Genomic DNA, 19319 nt, shown 5'->3' with positions numbered 1-19319 from the left:
CTTTTCGTACTTGTCAGCGTTTACCGCTGTTCTGCCTGGAGGTTTCTTCTTTTTCAAACCAGCGCCACAAGTTATCGTCGGGAACCGGCGCGGTTATTTTGATGATTTCCTTACTGGTCGGATGTTCGAATTCCAGTTCCCGGGAATGCAGGTAAATCGAACCATCCGGATTGGAACGCTTGGCTCCGTATTTCAAATCGCCTTTAATGATGCAGCCGATAGCTGACAACTGCGCCCGGATTTGGTGATGCCTTCCCGTTTCCAGCTCTACTTCCAGCAAAGTATAATTGTCTGAATGTATCAGCTGGCGGTATTTCAGTCGTGCTTCCTTGGAATTCTTACGAGCCTCATTGAAAACATAGGTCTTGTTCTGCTTTTCATTGCGCTCCAGGTGGTGAACCAGGTATGCGGACTTCTCTTTCGGAGCTTTTTCAACCACTGCCCAGTACACTTTTCGCGGGTGTTTCTCTGCAAACAACTTGTTCATCCGGGTAAGTGCTTTACCGGTACGTGCAAAAACGATCGCTCCGGAAACAGGACGATCCAACCGATGAATCAAACCACAAAAGACATTTCCGGGTTTATCGAATTTATGCCGGATATATTCACGTACTTTCTCCACCAGCGGAAAATCTCCCGAGATGTCTCCCTGTACGTTTTCACCTGCGTGCTTGTTGACCACAACCAGGTGATTATCCTCATAAAGCACGTCTTCCGGACGGATTTGCTTCATGGATCAGTATTGTTCGTTTTGATTCGGGAAATCGCCGCTACGCACATCCTGGATGTAGTTTTTCACCGCATCCAGCATAATGTCATAAAGATTGGCATATTTTCTCAGGAAACGCGGAGAGAATTCGTTGTTGATTCCCAGCATGTCGTGCACCACCAGAACCTGTCCGTCTACTCCGTTCCCCGCCCCGATTCCAATGATCGGAATGGAAACCGATTTTGCTACTTTTTCAGCCAATGCCGCCGGAATTTTCTCCAGAACGATTGCAAAACATCCCGCTTCTTCCAATGCTTTTGCATCTTCAATCAAACGTTGTGCTTCCGCTTCTTCTTTCGCTCTTACGACGTACGTACCAAATTTATAGATGGATTGCGGCGTCAAGCCCAGGTGTCCCATTACCGGAATTCCGGCTGTGAGGATGCGTTTGATCGACTCGATGATCTCAATTCCTCCTTCCAGTTTTACAGCATGCCCGCCCGATTCCTTCATAATGCGGATCGCGTTGGACAATGCTTCCTTGGAATTTCCCTGGTAAGACCCAAATGGCATATCTACGACCACCAATGCGCGTTCAACGGCCCTCACGACGGAAGCAGCGTGATAAATCATCTGATCCAGCGTAATGGGAAGGGTTGTTTCGTGCCCCGCCATCACATTCGACGCGGAATCTCCAACCAAAATAATGTCAATTCCGGCAGAATCAATGATTCTCGCCATTGAAAAATCGTAACCGGTAAGCATTGAAATCTTCGCTCCCGAGTTTTTCATTTCTTGTAAAACGTTCGTTGTGACGCGCTTTACATTTTTATGCACAGACATGAGCTATCGTTTTATCTAACAAAGTTAGTTAATTTACGAATTAAGAATACCGAATTACGGAATTGAAAAGTGAGAATTGAAAAGCGCTTGCTCTTCTTTGAGTATGCAGGGAGAATCTGTCTTGAGACTTCCGCCATGTGTTTCCGATACATCCCGACGATTCACTTCGTTTCTGTCAGGAATACTCAAACTGACAAGGCAGAAGCATAGAGAATCGAAAAGCTACTTCGACTCCGCTCAGTCTGCTTTTCAATTTTCCATTTTAATTTTTCCATTTATTCGAACCACACATCGTGGATCAATTGCTTACCTGCTGTTTGGTTTACCCGTTCAATAATAATTTGCTTTCCGTGCAGCAGTTCGTCGCGCATCACGGAAGAATTCAGTGCCACAATCAACACCCCGGAACGAATCTGGAGATTGGTTGTCCGGACAGCGACTGCTTTTCCCATCATTTCTTCCCAGCGGTTCAGCACATCGATTTCGGTCAGTTTTCCTTTCAGCTGGTAAGCGCTCATCAGCTTATCTACCAAATCCTTCATCGGCTGTGCGTTGCCTGATCGTTTGCGTTCATCCCACTCACTCATACCAATTCGGAATTAAATAAAATCATTTTCGGTTTGACCTGTATGCTTTCAAAGATGGCGGAAACCCGCTGCTCGTCGGTATCGGTAACCAATACCTGTCCAAAGGTATTTTTTGACACCAACGCCATCAGCTGTGCCACCCGCAGGTTGTCCAGTTTATCAAAAATATCATCCAGCAGCAAAATCGGGGTTTGCTTCAGGTGTTCTTTCAACCAGTCGAACTGAGCCAGGCGCAGTGCGATCAGGAAACTTTTCTGCTGTCCCTGTGATCCGAAGCGCTTAATCGGCAACCCTTCCAGTAAAAAGACGATATCGTCTTTGTGAATTCCTACGGAAGTATACTGAACGCGGGTGTCTTTCGGGTACACCTGTGCCAGCAGGGTTCTGAAATCTGTTTCGGTCAGTTTTGATTCATAACTGAGGGAAACCGCTTCCTGTTCCTGCGAAATCCACTTGTAATAATGTTGGAACAAGGGAATAAATGCTTCGATAAAGGAAACACGCTTGCGATGAATGGCCGTTCCGTAGCGAATCAGCTGTTCGTCCCAGATTTCAATGGATTCCCGGTCGAAGAAACCATGCTCGTATTGCTGTTTCAGCAGCGCATTCCGTTGATCCAGCACTTTGTTGTAGCGCTGCAAATCATTCAGGTATTCGTGGTCGAACTGGGAGATAATCCCATCCATCCACTTTCTGCGGACTTCGCTTCCTTCAGAAATCAGGTCAGTATCGTACGGCGAAATCATCACTACCGGGAAATGCCCGATGTGATCCGCCAGCCGGTCGTATTCTTTCTTGTTTTTCTTGAATACTTTCTTCGAGCCGGATTTGACGCCGCAATACAAATTGAAGGGCTGCTCGTCTTTCATCCAGCATCCCTGGATCACGAAAAACTGCTCGTTGAACCGGATATTCTGCCGGTCCATCGGGTTGAGATACGAACGGCACATACTCAGGTAGTGCACCGCGTCCAGTACGTTTGTCTTCCCGGAGCCATTTTTCCCGACAATACAGTTTACCCCGCTTTCAAACTGAAATTCGGCTTCGCTGTGATTCCTGAAATTGACCAATGAGAGGGATTCGACGAACATAGCGCAAAGGTAGTCAATTACGAATTAGGAATGCCGAATTCCCCAAAGCGATTTTTAGGAATTGAAGAAGTTAATTGTAATTTTAAACAAGCAATCGAAAACATATGAAAACACTCTTCCTGATCTTTTTTATTGGTTTAAGTAACCTGCTTTATTCTCAATCCGATTTGTACAAAACCATTCTTTCACAGGACAGCCTGTTGTTCCAGGTCGGTTTCAATACCTGCGACATCGGGCAGTTTGAACGTTTGCTGAGTGAACAATTCGAGTTTTTCCATGACAAGGGAGGAATTTCGGACAAAACGAAGTTTTTATACGACCTCAGAAACGGTCTGTGCAAATCTCCGGGGACGTACCAATCACGCAGGGAACTGATTCCGGGAAGTGCACAGGTTTTTCCACTTTACGAAAACGGGAAACTTTACGGAGCGATTCAATACGGCGAGCACCGTTTTTACGAAACCATTGAAGGAAACCCCGAACGCTTTGCGAGTACAGCCAAATTCACACACGTGTGGATCCTGGAAAACGGCATCTGGAAACTGAACAAGGGCTTGAGTTATGATCACCAGGCGGAATAATTACGAATTACGAATGCCAGTCTCGATACTTCCGCCTTCTCAGTTTGTGCGTCGCCCCTAGGAACATCGAAAACACACGGAGGAAACTCGACAAGACATTTTTTAACGATGGTTCAACTGATTCAAAAATCAATTTTAATTGCTGCTCCGGTTTCAACGGTTTGGAAATTCCTGACTGTTCCTGAACGAATGAAACAATGGATGGGTGATCCGGAAATGGAGCTTGAAATCATTTCGGACTGGAAAACCGGATCACCGTTCCTGGTAAACGGGTTTCACCATGTTCGTTTTGAGAACCGTGGTGAGATTCTGCAGTTTGAACCCGGAAAAATCTTTCAATACAGTCATGTAAGTTCGGTTTCAGAACTTCCAAACGAACCGGAAAACTATACGGTCATTACTTTCAGACTGCAGGAATCCGGTTCTGATCAAACGCAATTGACTGTTGAAGCAGAGAACTTCCCTACCGAAGCCATTTACAAGCATTGGGAATTTTACTGGAACGGAACGGTTCATTTGCTGAAAACGCAGATCGAACAAACAGGATAACGGTTAAAACGAATTATTCCTAACTTCGGGCTGTGCGTAAATCAGATAACACATGATGTTTCCCGCAAATCTCGCGGATTTCGCAGATTATGAAACGTACAATTGGCATCTGCGAGCCTCTGCGTAATCCGCGGGAAATTTCAAAAAACATAAAAACCAATCAACATACAATGAATCAAACAATCCTTATCGACAAACAACAAGATGCCTGGCAGTGGGCAACGATTCTACACGCCGGACAATCCTACGGCGGACACCAGGAAGGTGAACGGGTGGAATACATCAACCACATCGGGAGTGTGGTTTTCGAAATCTCGAATGCGTTCAGACACGAAACCGGGTTGAACCAGGAATTAGGTGTTTTGTGCGCCATTCTCCACGATACGCTGGAAGATACGGAAGCAACTTTTGAAACGCTGGAACACCTGTTCGGAAAACCGGTGGCTGACGGAGTACTTGCTCTCACCAAAAACACCACCATTGAAAGCAAGGAACAGCAAATGCTCGACAGCCTGGAACGAATCAAACTGCAACCGAAGGAAGTTTGGGCGGTGAAAATGGCCGACCGGATTTGCAATTTGTATGCCCCTCCGTTCTACTGGAGCAATGAAAAGAAGGAAAGTTACCTCATCGAAGCGAAATTGATCCACTCCCATCTGAAAGAAGGAAGCAGTTACCTGTCCGAACGGCTGCTGGAAAAAATAGAACGCTACCGGAGGTTTATCAACTAGCCGTTCCCCACATTCTTTCCGAAGTCTGGCAAAATTCTTGCTACCTTCATCTTAAATTTTGGAATTCATGAAACTGTTTGTTCTTATCACACTCACTGCTTCCCTGCTTGTTGCCTGCGGAACGTCAAAAAACACCACTCCTTCCGCGTCTGATACGCAGATCATTTCAATCGTCCACGGAACCAGTTTCGGGCATTGCCGGGGATATTGCATCCGTGAACTGGTTTTGAGAAACGGAGATGCTGTTTTTGCCAAAACATCGCGGGATGAGGCTCAGTTTCCTACAGAAAAGAAAAACATCGCCTTCTCAAAAACGGAATGGGAAAAATTGGTTCGTGAGGTCAATATCGATGAGTTCTTCAAATTGAATGAAACCTATGGTTGTCCGGATTGTGCCGACGGCGGTGCGGAATTTATCGAAATCTCGACTTCCAAAGGAACGAAACGCGTAACAATCGAATACCGCGCAGATCAACCGGAATTAGGTAAAATTCTAAGTGCTCTTCGTAAAATCAGCGAAGTCAAAGTGCCAGAAGAATAAGTCGTTGAACCAATTGTGCTGATGGTTGTAGTAGCCACAAACAACAACCATGAAAACATTCCTCTTTATCCTGACGGCGGGTTTCTGCTCGTTTTCTTTTTCGCAAACACTCCATCCGAGTGATGAGGCGCGTAAAATTCAAATTGCTATTCTGTTCGACACTTCCGGAAGTATGGACGGCTTGATTGAACAGGCGAAGTCTACCATCTGGAAAATTGTCAACACGGCTTCCAAAATGACCGAAAAGGGAAAAGCTCCCCAACTGGAAATTGCGCTTTACGATTATGGAAACGACGGAATCAAAACTCCGAACTGGATTCGCAAGAGAACCGACCTGATCGGCGACCTGGATTCTATTTCCGGGCAATTATTCTCGCTCCGCACCAATGGTGGCTCCGAATACTGTGCAGCCGTGATCGAATCGTCGGTGAATGATTTGAAGTGGTCGACCAAACCTTCCGATATGCGGATCATTTATATTGCCGGCAACGAGCCTTTCAACCAGGGACCGATCGACTACAAGAAGATTCTGAAACTGGCAGCAACCAAAAACATTGTTGTCAACACGATTTACTGCGGTCCTTACGACCAGGGCGTAAAAGAATTGTGGTATGACGGTTCGCTTTATTCCCAGGGAATGTATTTCAATATCAATTCCGATCAGAAGGTTCCCCAAATCAATACTCCCTACGATCAGCAAATTATTACCGTAAACGATTCGCTGAACAAAACCTATGTAGGTTATGGTGTTGACGGATTGTACCGCGCCAATAAACAGGCAGAAGAAGACAATAACGCCAAATCTATGGGCTTCGGGGTAATATCCGAAAGAGCCGGGGCAAAATCAAACGCCAACTACGAAAACTCCTCCTGGGATTTGGTAGACGGGGTGAAATTCGGGAAAATAAGCCTGGACAGCATCCGCACACAGAACTTGTTGCCTGCAGAGTTGAAAAACAAACCGAAGGAAGAACAACTCAAGTATATTGAGAACAAGAACGCTGAGCGCATTAAATATCAAAATCAGATCCATGAACTTTCCCAAAAACGGGAAGATTATATCAAAGAAGAACTGAAAAAAATGAGCGAAACGAATGCTCAGAAAGATTTTGGGTCTGCAATTATTGAATCCTTAGTTACTACCGCACAAAAGAATGGATTCACCGTTGAATAGTGGAAATCCCGGTTTTTCTCAGAACCGGGATTTTTTCAAAACCAACCAGCAAAACCGGGCGTTTGACCGATAAGTGGATAAGTGTACACTTATCCACCACCTACCCGGGTAAGTAACTACTTTTCACCACACTCTTTCCTATCTTTACGAAAAAAGAGAAGGAATATGGTCGAATTCGAAACGCACGTTCAAGCCCTCGACTGGCTGAATTACTGGTTCATAGAACTCACTCCGGAAATCCTGGCGCAACTCCCGGGACGACAAGAAAAAGGAGATTTCAACCAGCGGCTGATTATTCACCTCGATTCTAAAATTCAGTGGCAGGCAGGAGTTCTGGCGCTGGGCGAAGGAAGCGGATTAATTACCGTACAGCAAAACCGGTTAAAGAAAATCGGGAAAACGCTCGGAGATTCAGTACATGTTTGTTTGGAAAAAGACAGCTCCGAATTCGGAGTACCCGTTCCGGAAGAAATGGAAGAATACTGGTACCAGGTTCCCGAATCAAAAGACCGTTTTGACGCACTGACTCCGGGAATGAAACGCTACATATTAAACCATGTCGACTCAGCGAAATCTAAAGACAAACGAGTCGAAAGAACGCATTTATTGATGTCGAACCTCTTGTTAGCACCTCAAGGGAAAGAAACATTTCGTTTTTTACTTGGTAAGCATTAACACATTTCTTCTTTCGAATCTATTAAATTTGTACTAAAAAAAAGTCCATGCGAGTATATTTAGACAATGCGGCAACGACCCCACTTGCCAAAGAAGTTGCGGAAGCCATGATTCCAGTTTTGCAAAACGAATTCGGAAACCCGTCTTCGACTCATTTCTATGGCCGACAGACAAAAGCATTGATCGAAACATCACGTCGTGCAATTGCAAAGCAATTAAACTGCTCTCCGAATGAATTGATTTTCACTTCAGGCGGAACGGAAGCCGACAATATCGCATTGAACACAGCCGTTTATCAATTGGGAGTGAAACGCATCATCTCTACGACCATTGAGCATCACGCGGTGTGTCATACTATTGAACACTTGGCGGAAAGAGAGGGAATCGAAGCAGTTTGGCTTACCGTAGATCAGAAAGGAAATATCGATCTGAACGAACTGGAATCCTACCTGAAGGATGAAAAACCGACATTGGTTTCACTGATGCACGCCAACAACGAAATCGGAACACTGACTCCGATCGGAAAAGTAAGCGAACTGTGCAAAAAATACAACGCATACTTTCATACGGATACCGTTCAAACAATGGGACACTACGCCTTCGATTTGGAAAAACTGGGCATTGATTTCATTACCTGCGCGGCACATAAATTTCACGGTCCGAAAGGAATCGGTTTTTTATATGCCAACAAACGCATCAAAACAGATATCCTGATTCACGGAGGTGCACAGGAACGTGGTCTGCGTGGTGGAACCGAAAACGTATACGGAATCGTGGGACTTGCAAAAGCCATTGAACTGGCATACAGCCACCTGGAAGAACACCAGCAACACGTTCAGGAATTGAAATCCTACATGATCGGGCGTTTGCAGGCTGCATTCCCGGATGTGGCATTTCACGGTGAAACCAGCCCGGAGAAAAGCTTGTACACCGTGCTGAACGTCTGCCTGCCGGCAACGGAGAAATCGGGAATGTTGTTGTTTACACTGGATTTGAAAGGAGTTGCCTGTTCCGGCGGATCAGCTTGTTCATCCGGTGCAGCGAAAGGATCACACGTATTGGAAGGAATCAAAGCCGATCCGACACGTCCGAATGCCCGTTTCTCATTTTCGAGATACACAACCAAAGAAGAAATTGATTTCGCAATAGAACAATTGGAAGCCATTTACGAGAAAGAATTGGTTTAATTCGACCTGTAAAAGTCAAAATGAACCACGAATTCTACGATAGAACTTTTTGAATTTTGCATGCTTAATTTTGATACTGTTATGAAATACATCCTGCTGCTACTGATTGGTTCTTTGGGTTTTTCAAACCTGAAAGCACAAACATACTTCCCCCCGCTTGTGGGAACAACCTGGAGCACAACAGACCCGGCGACACTGGGCTGGTGTCAGGATTCCATCGATAACATGTACAATTGGCTGGAACAAAGCGATTCCAAAGCATTCATTGTATTGAAAGACGGAAAAATTGTGCTGGAAAAGTATTTCGGAACATTCACCGCCGACAGTTTTTACGTTTGGAACTCAGCCGGTAAAACCTTGACGGCCTATGCTGTGGGGATTGCACAATACGAAGGTTTTCTGAATATCAACGATCCCACCAGCGATTACCTCGGAAACGGGTGGACCAGCATGACTACGGCCCAGGAAGATGCCATTACGATTAAACATCAGCTGACGATGACCACCGGACTGGACGACGGAGTTTCGGATATTTACTGTACCGATCCGGCATGTTTGGTCTACAAAGCTCCACCGGGAACCCGCTGGGCTTATCACAACGGCCCTTACACCCTGCTCGACTCCGTGATCCGGGTAGCAACCGGCACAACACTTTCAAGCTGGGTCAATCAGAAAATCGGAGCAAAAATCGGGATGACCGGTTTATTTGTAACTTCCGGGTACAACCACATCTTTGTTTCCAAACCAAGAAGCATGGCGCGTTTCGGACTCTTGCTTTCTCAAAACGGTTACTGGAACGGAACGGCGGTTCTCCCAGACCTGACTTACCTCAATGAAATGCGAAATACCAGCCAGAGTCTCAACAAATCCTACGGGTATCTGACCTGGCTCAATGGAAAATCGTCTTACATGCTTCCGCAGACTCAATTTGTTTTTCCTGGCAGTTTGATGCCCAATGCTCCGGCAGATGTATACGCTGCTGAAGGTAAAAACGGGCAAATCATCAACGTATCTCCTTCCGACGGCCTCGTTTTGGTGCGAATGGGAGCGAACCTGGGAACCAACCTGGTTGCAACAACGTATAACGATACGATCTGGCAATACATGAACCGGTTGACCTGTACCGCCGGGCTGCAAACCAACCGGCTCGATGTGATTCAACTGGCTCCGAACCCATCCGATGATGGTTTACTCACACTTTCGAACCTGTTGGGCGGCGAAGTTTTTGAACTAAAAAACCAACTCGGTCAATCCGTTCCCTTTCAACAGATTGGAAATGAAATTCATTTTTCAGAAAATTCGAAAGGAGTTTATTTCCTCACAATCAGGCGAGAAAACGACACAAAAACTTTGAAAGTCATACGCGATTAGTGAAAAAATCCACTAAATTTAGCCTATGCCCATTACAAAGAGACATATTCTCATCATGAGTTCATGGTTCCCTACGCGTATAGACCCTTACGCAGGGAATTTTGTAGAGCGTTTCGCCCATTTGCTTTCGGAAAAGTACGAAGTAACGGTCTTACACACCATGGGCGATAAGAATTGTTCATCTATTGAGGTGGACGAAGAGGAAATCGACAACCTGAGAATTATCCGGATTTACCACCGCATTGCCAGCAACCGTTTTATGCATTGGTGGCTTCAACGCAAAGCATTGCACAAAGGACTTTTAATGCTGGATCACATTGATCTGATTTTTGCTCATGTCTTTTTGCCACGCGCCATGCAGTTTGCACGTGTACAGCGTTATTTCCGCGTACCGTTGATCGTGATGGAACACGGTTCGTATTACCGCAAAAAACTACGTAAGAATTTCTTGTCGCTGCACCAACAGGTGATCAAACGTGGAAGCCGTCACACGAGCGAAATCGTAGCCGTTTCCAATGTGCTCCGAAGCGATATGCAGCCACTTTTCCCGACAACTAAAATCCAGGTCATTCCTAACTTTGTGGATGAACAGATTTTTACGCTGCGGGAAACCAACCCGGTGGGACGAAAAAAATTCATTCATATTTCAACCCTCGATAAGAACACCAAGAACCCGGCCTTTCTATTTGACGGTTTCCTGAACGCATACCTGGAATCCGGGAAGCAGATCAGTTTAACGGTCGTTTCCGATCAAAATACGGATGAATGGCAGAAATGGGCCAGGCTCAACAGCTGTGCCGATGCCATTACGTTTACAGGACCGTGTGAGTGGGAAGAGGTCAGTCAGCTTCTGAAAGAACACGATGCATTGATTCTCACTTCCGAATACGAAACATTCAGTATTGTGATTGCAGAGGCATGGTTAACGGGAACTCCGGTTATTTCTACCGCAGTCGGAATTGCAGCAAACATGACCGAAGCACTTGGAATCAAGATTGAACAGAACAACATAGCCGATTTGAAACATGCCATCTTGAGTATGGTCAATGGAAAAGTTACGTTCGACAAAGAAGTTCTCCGATCCTTCGGGATGCAGTTTTCGAAAGAAAGTGTCCAGCAACAACTCATTGAATTGTTCAATAAGCATTTCATCGTTTATGATTAAAACCGATCTTTTAGAGCACGTATCGGGTATGATCACTGAGAAAATCTCCCGGTTACAACATGACATTTCCGATTTACAGAAAGATATCGCAGAAGACAGCAAAAGCTCAGCGGGCGATAAATTTGAAACATCGCGGGAGATGGCACAGCAGGAATTGCTCAAACTCGGGACACAGCTTGCTGAACAGCAACGCCTGAAGAACCTGGTCGAAAGTCAAAGCGCTGAGACTTCATCTACAATTAAAGTAGGAACGCTCGTTCAGACCAATTCGGGTGTTTTCCTGGTCGGAATTCCGATCGGAAAGTTTCTGTTTCAAAACACCGTAGTGATCGGTATCGGGGTTGGTGCACCCTTGGGACAGTTACTTCTGAACAAGTCTGAAAATGACCGTTTCACTTTCAACGGACAAAACTTTCAGATCGAAAAAATCAGCTAATTTGCAGTGTTTACTACATCCTTTTAGCCTGTGTTAAGCAAATATTAATTCAATTCACAATTCGTTTACACAAAACTCATAATTCCATCATTTTCATCTTTAGTTAGAATAACGTTATAGCTGTTCCTTTGCACCAAAATTAAAGCTATGAAGATATTTCTATCCGTTGTTTCACTTTTACTTGTAAGCATTGGATTTGCACAGGACAAAAACACCGGGGTTATTCAGGGGAAAATTATTGATGCTGAAACCGGAGAAGGGCTTCCGTCCGCACAGGTTGAATTGATCCAGCAAAGCAAACGAATCCTGTCGGATATCGAGGGGATTTACAACTTTGACAAACTGGAAAAAGGAACCTACTCCATTCGTGTGGTTTACCCGGGAATTCCTACTCAGGTTGTCAATGACATTCCTGTAAAAAACGGAGAAGTAACCACCATAGATGTGGTCATGTCTCCTCCGGCGGAAGATTCGCTTGTAGAAGTAGTCATCACAGCAAGAAGAATTACAGATACGGATCAGGGAGTTGTTTTGGCACAGAAAAATGCAGTAAGCGTTGGAGACGTCATGTCGAGCCAGTCCATTGCCAAATCAACGGCAAGTAATACGAGTGACGTATTGAAAATGGTCAGCGGAGCAAGTATCCAGGATAACAAATTTGCGGTAATCCGCGGATTGAATGACCGGTACAATGCGGCTTTCTTAAATGGCTCTCCCCTTCCGAGTTCCGAAAGTGACCGAAAAGCATTTTCATTCGACATGTTCCCTTCGAATATGCTCGATAACCTGACAATCACCAAATCTGCAACTCCGGATCAGCCTGCCGAATTTGCCGGTGGTTTGATCCAGATCAACACAAAAAGCATTCCGGAGAAAAGTTTCCTTTCGTTCCAGTTGGGAACAGGGATCAATACCATTACCACATTCCAGGACCGTACTTCTTACAAAGGCGGAAAAATGGATTGGCTGGGAATCGACGACGGAACCAGAAAGATGCCGTCTGCCATTCCTTCACAGTCAAATTTCCCGACAAACATTCACGACCAGGCAAAACTGGCGCAGCAATTTTCAACGAGCTGGGGAACAACTGACAGTAAATTTTTACCGAACCTGAGCGTTCAGGGATCCGGAGGATTCAACAAGAAATTCGGAAAGCGCGAATTCGGTATGATTGCCGCTTTGACTTACAGCAGAAGCTACAGCTACAACGAAACAGTTCGCCGCGGTTACTCCAACAGTACCGATCCGAATTCAGCACAAGCAACTCAGATCGATTACGAATACCTGGACAAAAACAACGCTACGAACCTACTGGCTGGTGCTTTGGCAAACTTTGCCCTGAAACTGAATGAGCGCAACACCATTAACTTCAAAAATATCTACAGCATCAACTCATCGGATAAACTGATCAACCGTACAGGTGAAATCAATCCGATGGAAACAAACCCGAACCTGATCCGTTCCAATGCACGCTGGTTTACATCAGACCGCGTTTATTCCGGTCAGCTGGAAGGGCAGCATGGTTTGAGAGCAAAAGGGTTTAAAGTAAACTGGTTGGCGGGATACAGCAACGTTCAGCGTTCTGTTCCGAACCTGAGCCGTTCAATCTATACGAGAAACAAGTATGTCATTGACCCGAGCAACCCGAATCCGAAAGACACCATGTATGTTGCGAATATTTCATACACAAACGTTGGTCCAAGCTACGGTGGAGGAATGTTCTTCTCAGAAACGAAAGAAAGCTCTTTCAACGAGCGTTTGGATCTGACATACGAAACGAACCTGTTCGGAAAAATCAAAAGCGAATTCAAAGTGGGAGTGTACAACCAGATTCGTTCCAGAAAATTCGAAGCACGTCAGTTGGGTTATACCCGCTACGGTGTTACAGGAGGAAGTGTGAAGTTTGACGACAACCTGCTTTACTTGCCGGAAGACCAGATTTTCGCTCCGGAAAACATGGGATTGATTGCTGCAGGACAAAACGGAAACCCGGGTGTTGGTGGATTCAAATTAACAGACGCTACCAAGCCTTCCGACAAATACGATGCGCAATCTGTTTTGAATGCAGCATACATCATGTTGGATAATCGTTTTGCGAAGCGTTTGCGTTTCATCTACGGTGTGCGTGCTGAATACTTCCAGCAACAATTGAACTCACAGCGCGATAACAAATCTGAATTGAAAATCAACACACAGAAATTGGATTTCCTTCCATCTGTTAACGCGATTTTCGAAGCAAACAAGAAAACAAACGTGCGTTTGAGCTACTCTCAAACATTGAACAGACCTGAGTACAGAGAGCTTGCTCCGTTTGCATTCTACGATTTCACCACGAACTTCGTTGTTTCAGGAAACGATACGCTGAAGCGTGCTTTGATCCACAACCTGGATTTGAGATACGAAACATTTGCAGGAAGAGGACAATTGGTTTCAGCAACCATCTTCTACAAAAACTTCATCAACCCGATCGAACAGAAATCACGTGCGGACGTTGTGAATGAGATCTCCTTCCAGAATGTACCTTCCGCAACAAACTACGGATTGGAGCTGGAAGCTCGATCATTGGTCTCTACCATCTTTAAAATGGACACTTCTTCGTTCTTTGATAAATTGACTATTTATTCTAACTTGTCAATCATCCGTTCAAAAGTGGATGTTTCCAATGTGGTGGGAAGTGCAGCTGATTCCAGACCGCTTCAGGGACAATCTCCTTACGTTTTCAACGCAGGACTTCGTTACGACAACCCGCGCAACTTGTGGGGAATCGCATTGAACATCAACCGTGTGGGGCAGCGTATCTACATCGTAGGAAACGTAAACGAACCGGATTTGTGGGAGAAAGCGCGTACATTCCTGGATTTGCAGATCACCAAAGGATTCTGGAAAGGTCGTGCACAGTTCAAATTGAACATTCAGAACATCCTGGCACAAGATCAGATCTTCTACCAGAACAGTTCTACACAGCGCTCTTCCGTAAAAGGAATGAATGCATTTTTCAACACCATCTTTGTAGGTGACAAGAATAACAACAATAACTACGACAAAAATATCGACCAGCAGGTTTGGAAATCGAATTTCGGAACAACATTTACAGCTTCTGTAAGCATCCGATTATAAGATTCACAAAGACGCCTGAAAGGCCATCCGTTTCTTAGCGGGTGGCTTTTTTATGAGGTAAAATCGCACATGAATATTGTCTCCTCCGCTAAAATCTACGGAGCGTTTTTTTAAAAGAAATCCGGATTTTCCAGCGGTACTTTTTGTTACCGAAAGTTTAAACAACCGGCTCACTACCCTCCATTCTGTTCAATCCCCCCGACCTTTCAGACATACGGCTCTTTCTCGCTAAATCGAAAAACTAAACCCTTTTATCAATATTAAATTAATACTAATTCGCTTAAAACGCACTTAACATTTATTTACTCGAATCGTAACTTAAAAGAAAGGATTGAACAAGGTTAGTAAATCAATTTTGTACCAAGAAAAAAAAGGAAAAATGAAAAAAATTTACTTAAGTGCAATGTTTGCAGGTTTGGGTGCTCTGGCAGCATTCGGACAGTCGTTTGAAGCGACTACTTACCGTGGTGCATTTGCTCCGGCTCCAACAGCTATGTGGACAGACGGATGGTCTAACTGGGATCCTCAAAACACCAACTACGGATCTCCAACCGTAACCATTACAACAAACATTACATCAAACACTACCTGGACTGCAGGAAACATTTACTTGCTTCAAGGTCAGATTTACGTTAAAAACAACGCTACTTTGACTATCGAGCCAGGAACAATCATCATGGGTGACAAAGCAGTATTGGGTTCAGGTTTGTTCATCACCAAAGGCGCAAAACTGATGGCTGAAGGTACGGCAAACAGTCCAATCGTATTTACTTCCAACCAGGCAGCAGGTTCCCGTGCAGCAGGTGACTGGGGAGGTTTGATTCTTTTAGGAAAAGCAGCTAACAACCAGCCAAGCGGAGTAGCAAACATCGAAGGTCTGGCTCCTACTACAGATACAGAATTCGGTGGTGGTACTACACCGGATGCACACGATAACTCAGGAACGTTGAAATACGTACGTGTTGAGTTTCCTGGATATGCTTACCAGCAGGATAAAGAAATCAACGGAATCACTTTCGGTTCAGTTGGAGATGCTACCGTAATCGACTACGTTCAGGTATCTTTCAGTAATGATGACTCTTATGAGTGGTTCGGAGGAACAGTAAACTGTAAACACCTGGTAGCTTACAGAGGATTGGATGACGATTTCGACACAGACAATGGATTCTCAGGAAAAGTTCAGTTCGGATTGATCGTTCGTGACCCGGATATCGCTGATAACCCATCTGTTTCTACTTCTGAAGGTTTCGAATCTGATAACGATGCTTCTGGTTCTACAAGTACACCACAAACACACGCAATCTTCTCTAACATTACCGCAATCGGGCCATACCGTGGAAACCCTTCAAGCACAGTAGCTGCTGGTTACCGTCGTGGAGCTCGTATCCGTCGTAACTCTGCTTTGAACATCCGTAACTCTATCTTCATGGATTTCGTACGTGGAGTTCACATCGATGGTTCTGCATGTGAAGGAAACGCTACCAGCGGATTGATCATCTACAAAAACAACATCGTTGCTGGTAACTCTCCGGGTAAAGTAACAGAAGTAAACACTGGAAGCACATTCCCTATCCAGGCTTGGTTTGCTGCAGGAATGAACGATTCTATCGTTTCTACTGCGAACATCCTTGTTACTCCTTACAACTACACTTCTCCTGACTACCGTCCGGCTGCAAACTCTCCGCTTTTGACCGGTTCTGATTTCACAGGATTGGTAGGATTGATCGAGAATTCAGCTATCGCAGGAGTTTCTTTGTACCCGAACCCAACGAACGCAAACGCTACCTTGTTTGTTGATGTTGCTCAGGATAACGAAATCGAAGTAATCGTAATGAACTCAAACGGACAAGTGATCCAAACTGTAGCTTCTAAATATGCAGAAGTTGGAACACACGAGTTCACAATCAACTCTTCTACTTTCGCTCAGGGATTGTATTACGCGGTTGTAAAATCAGCGAATGCGGTTAAAACAGTAAAATTGAGCGTCGTAAAATAAGACTGATCAGCGAAAGCTGAGAGGAAAAAATGTTTTCTCTGTTAGTTTAGTTTTATAGCAAAAAGGTCTGGGCGAAAAATTTTTCGCCCAGACCTTTTTTATGATCAATCCATTACTGAATAACCAGCTTTTTCAAAACACTTCTACCGGATCCGGGTCTCCATTCTACGAAGTATGTTCCCGGAGATAACTGACGAGTATCCAATACCCGCTTTTGCTTTCCGCCTTCTGTCAATTGCTGCTCCTGCAAGGTGTGTCCCAACAGATCCGTCAGTATTATCTTACCAGCGCCATTCGTCTCAATCGTCAGGACAACTTGTTCTTTTGCCGGATTTGGAAACAGTTCCATATTCAGTTCAACAAGGGAATCCACCGGGTTTTCTTCTCTCTCAGACATTCCGGAAGTATGAATAAGCGGAATAGCATACACATTATTTGTCTCATCCGATTCATCGTTCAGGTATTCTGCATCAACCTGGATTAAGAGGTAGGAACGGGAAGCCAGTTTGCTCTTGTTCGGAAAAATCATTTCTTGTCCGGGAGTCAGTGTGATGACACCATTCATGTTTTCAGCACCAAGAAGCAAGTCATCACTGCTAAGTGTTGCATCATAAGAGTCCCAGTATCTGACAGCATCACGGAACAGGTATAGAGTTCCGTTTGCCGTTCCTGCATTTTTTACGCTATACGTCATATTGACCGCTTTTCCAAGCCAGCTAACATTTACAGAATAGGCAACCTGCGCAGGAATAAGATCCGGCTTATTGATCAGTGTCTGCGGATTTTTTATTTCCTCCAGGCCAGTCGTCTGGTCTATTGGAAGAATACTGTTATTCGGACTTACGAAAATAGAACGTCCATTATTCGCATCATCCGTTTCATACTGTACCATCCCTGGGTCTACAAGGGCATTCAGCCACATTTTGTAATCTACGGGGTTATAATCAATATACGGAAGCTGTATTACGTATGTATTCGTGACCCCCGGTGCAATCGCCGGTATACTGATTTGTGCAGGAGAAAATGCATTGTCACTGAAGTAACCGTTGTATTCCCTGGTAAATGACAGGTATGCCTGAAGCTGAGTCGGATCAGAAGGAACCGTGGTCGATTTGTTAGAAACAGTAATGGTTGCCTGAACGGTGGTTGGATTTATTCTTTCATAAACAACCTGATCTACAGCCAAATCAGCCAACTGGTAACTACCTGGAGTATAATTCGAAGCCAAAATAATTGCTTCATAAGCATCCGGAAAATGATACCCTCCGACCATCGGCGTGATAGAGGCCTGCAACAACAAATTCTCTACTTCATGCATTTTTAATTGCGTTTTTACGGAAAGCATCTGAGAAACAATTCCTGTCACGTAAGGTGCTGCAATGGACGTCCCAAAAGCATCCGTAACGTAATCCCCATTGATTCCGGGATGATAACAGGTTCCTGCATTACAATCCGTGTAGCCGGATAACCCCTGTGAACCGGGAATGTCAATGGCAGGAAGCATCGTTCCCGGCCCCATCACATCCAGTCCGGGTCCGTAATTTGAACCCCAGGTAATGTACGTACCCGTTTCATCCATAATGGTTCGAAAGTCTTGCTCACAAGTCAGCGATGTGGCAGGACTTTTTATGGCCCCGCACGGATTGGCTGCTCCGACTGCAATTCCGACTTTTGCCGGAAAATGAACTTCATTGGTATTAAAATTACCGGCTGCTCCTACAAACGTACACCCATTGGCTATCCCGTACGAAATTGCTTCACGGATATCATTATTGATTGTTCGTTCATTCCATCCAAAGCTCATGTTGATCACTTTGATATTATTATTTACAGCATAGCGAATGGCATCGGCAATATGTACTCTCTGACTTATTGTTACAGATGGATCTATTTTTAGAGGCATCACCAGGCAATTTCTGTCAACACCGGCTATTCCAATACCATTGTTTACCGTTGCCGCAATAGCTCCCAATACGTGAGTACCATGCCCGTATGTATCCATTGTATTGAAATTGTATGGAGTTACCGAAAAGTTCTTGCCCGGCAAAAGGCGCGCAGTATTAAGGTCTGGATGCACCGGATCCAGCCCCGAATCAAGAATTCCAACACGTACCGGGTAGATGACTTTTCTGTTATTCAAGTATGCCCAGGCTTCGGGAATATTCATATCGAATCCCGGGAGACCACAAACTCCTGTTCCCGGGAATGTGGGAACGGTACCGGTGTTATTGTGCGACCATTGAAGCGGGTAATACGGGTCGTTAGGTGGGGTAATTTCGTCTGTCGGGACAATAACTACCTGCGTGTATGCGAGCTGTGTACAACATACAGCAAAGGCCAAAAGGCCAATTGATAAACATGTTTTTTTCATGGTTTTTCAATGAAAGGGTTAATAAATAGTGGCTTGTTTGTCCTTGTAGCTGAAACAAACAATATGATATGAAATATAACAAATTTCCAGTTATTTAACCTAGAGTTTGCACGAAAAATCAACCGAAAGGTTCAGTCCATGATTCCTTTTTTACCCCAAAGGATGAGCGCATAACGAAAATTCCATCGAGGCATT

Annotated in this window: 17 protein-coding genes; 12 read left to right on the top strand and 5 right to left on the bottom strand. The window is 44.8% G+C overall.

What is annotated here, in order from left to right; all coding sequences use genetic code 11:
* Window positions 1–13: 13 nt before the first annotated feature.
* The 4 genes from ABDV94_RS00960 to ABDV94_RS00945 all read right to left on the bottom strand — a co-directional run bounded on the left by ABDV94_RS00960 (window position 14) and on the right by ABDV94_RS00945 (window position 3230).
* Window positions 14–733, bottom strand: coding sequence for an RNA pseudouridine synthase (locus ABDV94_RS00960; RefSeq protein ID WP_343603988.1), 720 nt, complete (start codon window positions 731–733; stop codon window positions 14–16).
* Between the two features lie 3 nt (window positions 734–736).
* Complete coding sequence (gene panB / locus ABDV94_RS00955) at window positions 737–1552, bottom strand: 3-methyl-2-oxobutanoate hydroxymethyltransferase (protein WP_343603986.1); 816 nt, start codon at window positions 1550–1552, stop codon at window positions 737–739.
* A gap of 275 nt (window positions 1553–1827) precedes the next feature.
* Window positions 1828–2139 carry a DUF721 domain-containing protein gene (locus ABDV94_RS00950; protein WP_343603984.1) on the bottom strand — a complete coding sequence of 104 codons (312 nt, stop codon included), beginning with the start codon at window positions 2137–2139 and terminating at the stop codon, window positions 1828–1830.
* On the bottom strand, window positions 2136–3230 hold the full coding sequence (locus ABDV94_RS00945) for a DNA replication/repair protein RecF (RefSeq protein ID WP_343603982.1): 1095 nt from the start codon (window positions 3228–3230) through the stop codon (window positions 2136–2138). The genes ABDV94_RS00950 and ABDV94_RS00945 overlap by 4 nt, the downstream gene beginning before the upstream one ends.
* 104 nt (window positions 3231–3334) lie before the next feature.
* Between ABDV94_RS00945 and ABDV94_RS00940 the strand changes: the two genes are divergently transcribed.
* From ABDV94_RS00940 to ABDV94_RS00885, 12 genes are all read left to right on the top strand, one after another.
* Window positions 3335–3811, top strand: a complete 477-nt coding sequence (locus ABDV94_RS00940; RefSeq protein WP_343603980.1) for a nuclear transport factor 2 family protein — start codon at window positions 3335–3337, stop codon at window positions 3809–3811.
* 108 nt (window positions 3812–3919) lie between these two features.
* Window positions 3920–4360, top strand: coding sequence for an SRPBCC domain-containing protein (locus tag ABDV94_RS00935; protein ID WP_343603978.1), 441 nt, complete (start codon window positions 3920–3922; stop codon window positions 4358–4360).
* A 170-nt stretch (window positions 4361–4530) separates the two neighbouring features.
* Window positions 4531–5091 carry an HD domain-containing protein gene (locus tag ABDV94_RS00930; RefSeq protein ID WP_343603977.1) on the top strand — a complete coding sequence of 187 codons (561 nt, stop codon included), beginning with the start codon at window positions 4531–4533 and terminating at the stop codon, window positions 5089–5091.
* 67 nt (window positions 5092–5158) lie between these two features.
* Complete coding sequence (locus ABDV94_RS00925) at window positions 5159–5632, top strand: hypothetical protein (RefSeq protein WP_343603975.1); 474 nt, start codon at window positions 5159–5161, stop codon at window positions 5630–5632.
* A gap of 49 nt (window positions 5633–5681) precedes the next feature.
* On the top strand, window positions 5682–6806 hold the full coding sequence (locus ABDV94_RS00920) for a vWA domain-containing protein (RefSeq protein ID WP_343603974.1): 1125 nt from the start codon (window positions 5682–5684) through the stop codon (window positions 6804–6806).
* A gap of 165 nt (window positions 6807–6971) precedes the next feature.
* A complete protein-coding gene (locus tag ABDV94_RS00915) occupies window positions 6972–7481 on the top strand; it encodes a YdeI/OmpD-associated family protein (RefSeq protein ID WP_343603973.1) in 510 nt (169 codons plus the stop codon).
* 47 nt (window positions 7482–7528) lie between these two features.
* Complete coding sequence (locus ABDV94_RS00910; protein WP_343603972.1) at window positions 7529–8668, top strand: cysteine desulfurase family protein; 1140 nt, start codon at window positions 7529–7531, stop codon at window positions 8666–8668.
* An 81-nt stretch (window positions 8669–8749) separates the two neighbouring features.
* Window positions 8750–10039 (top strand): serine hydrolase, encoded by a 1290-nt coding sequence (locus ABDV94_RS00905; protein WP_343603971.1) that lies wholly within the window; start codon window positions 8750–8752, stop codon window positions 10037–10039.
* 55 nt (window positions 10040–10094) lie between these two features.
* The gene (locus tag ABDV94_RS00900) at window positions 10095–11204 is read left to right on the top strand and encodes a glycosyltransferase family 4 protein (protein WP_343603970.1); all 1110 of its coding nucleotides are present in this window, start codon (window positions 10095–10097) and stop codon (window positions 11202–11204) included.
* A complete protein-coding gene (locus ABDV94_RS00895) occupies window positions 11197–11640 on the top strand; it encodes a hypothetical protein (protein WP_343603969.1) in 444 nt (147 codons plus the stop codon). Before ABDV94_RS00900 ends, ABDV94_RS00895 begins: the two co-directional genes overlap by 8 nt.
* 147 nt (window positions 11641–11787) lie before the next feature.
* The gene (locus tag ABDV94_RS00890) at window positions 11788–14757 is read left to right on the top strand and encodes a TonB-dependent receptor (RefSeq protein WP_343603967.1); all 2970 of its coding nucleotides are present in this window, start codon (window positions 11788–11790) and stop codon (window positions 14755–14757) included.
* Window positions 14758–15136: 379 nt separating this feature from the next.
* Entirely contained in the window at window positions 15137–16753 is a 1617-nt protein-coding gene (locus ABDV94_RS00885; RefSeq protein ID WP_343603965.1) for a T9SS type A sorting domain-containing protein, read from the top strand.
* A gap of 112 nt (window positions 16754–16865) precedes the next feature.
* Here ABDV94_RS00885 and ABDV94_RS00880 read toward each other — a convergent pair whose 3' ends face one another.
* Window positions 16866–19124 carry a S8 family serine peptidase gene (locus ABDV94_RS00880; protein WP_343603964.1) on the bottom strand — a complete coding sequence of 753 codons (2259 nt, stop codon included), beginning with the start codon at window positions 19122–19124 and terminating at the stop codon, window positions 16866–16868.
* Window positions 19125–19319: the final 195 nt, after the last annotated feature.

The organism is Fluviicola sp., assembly GCF_039596355.1.
Classification (GTDB): domain Bacteria; phylum Bacteroidota; class Bacteroidia; order Flavobacteriales_D; family Crocinitomicaceae; genus Fluviicola.
The sequence above is the reverse complement of the archived record's forward strand: the minus strand, read 5'-3'. Positions and strand labels throughout refer to the sequence as shown.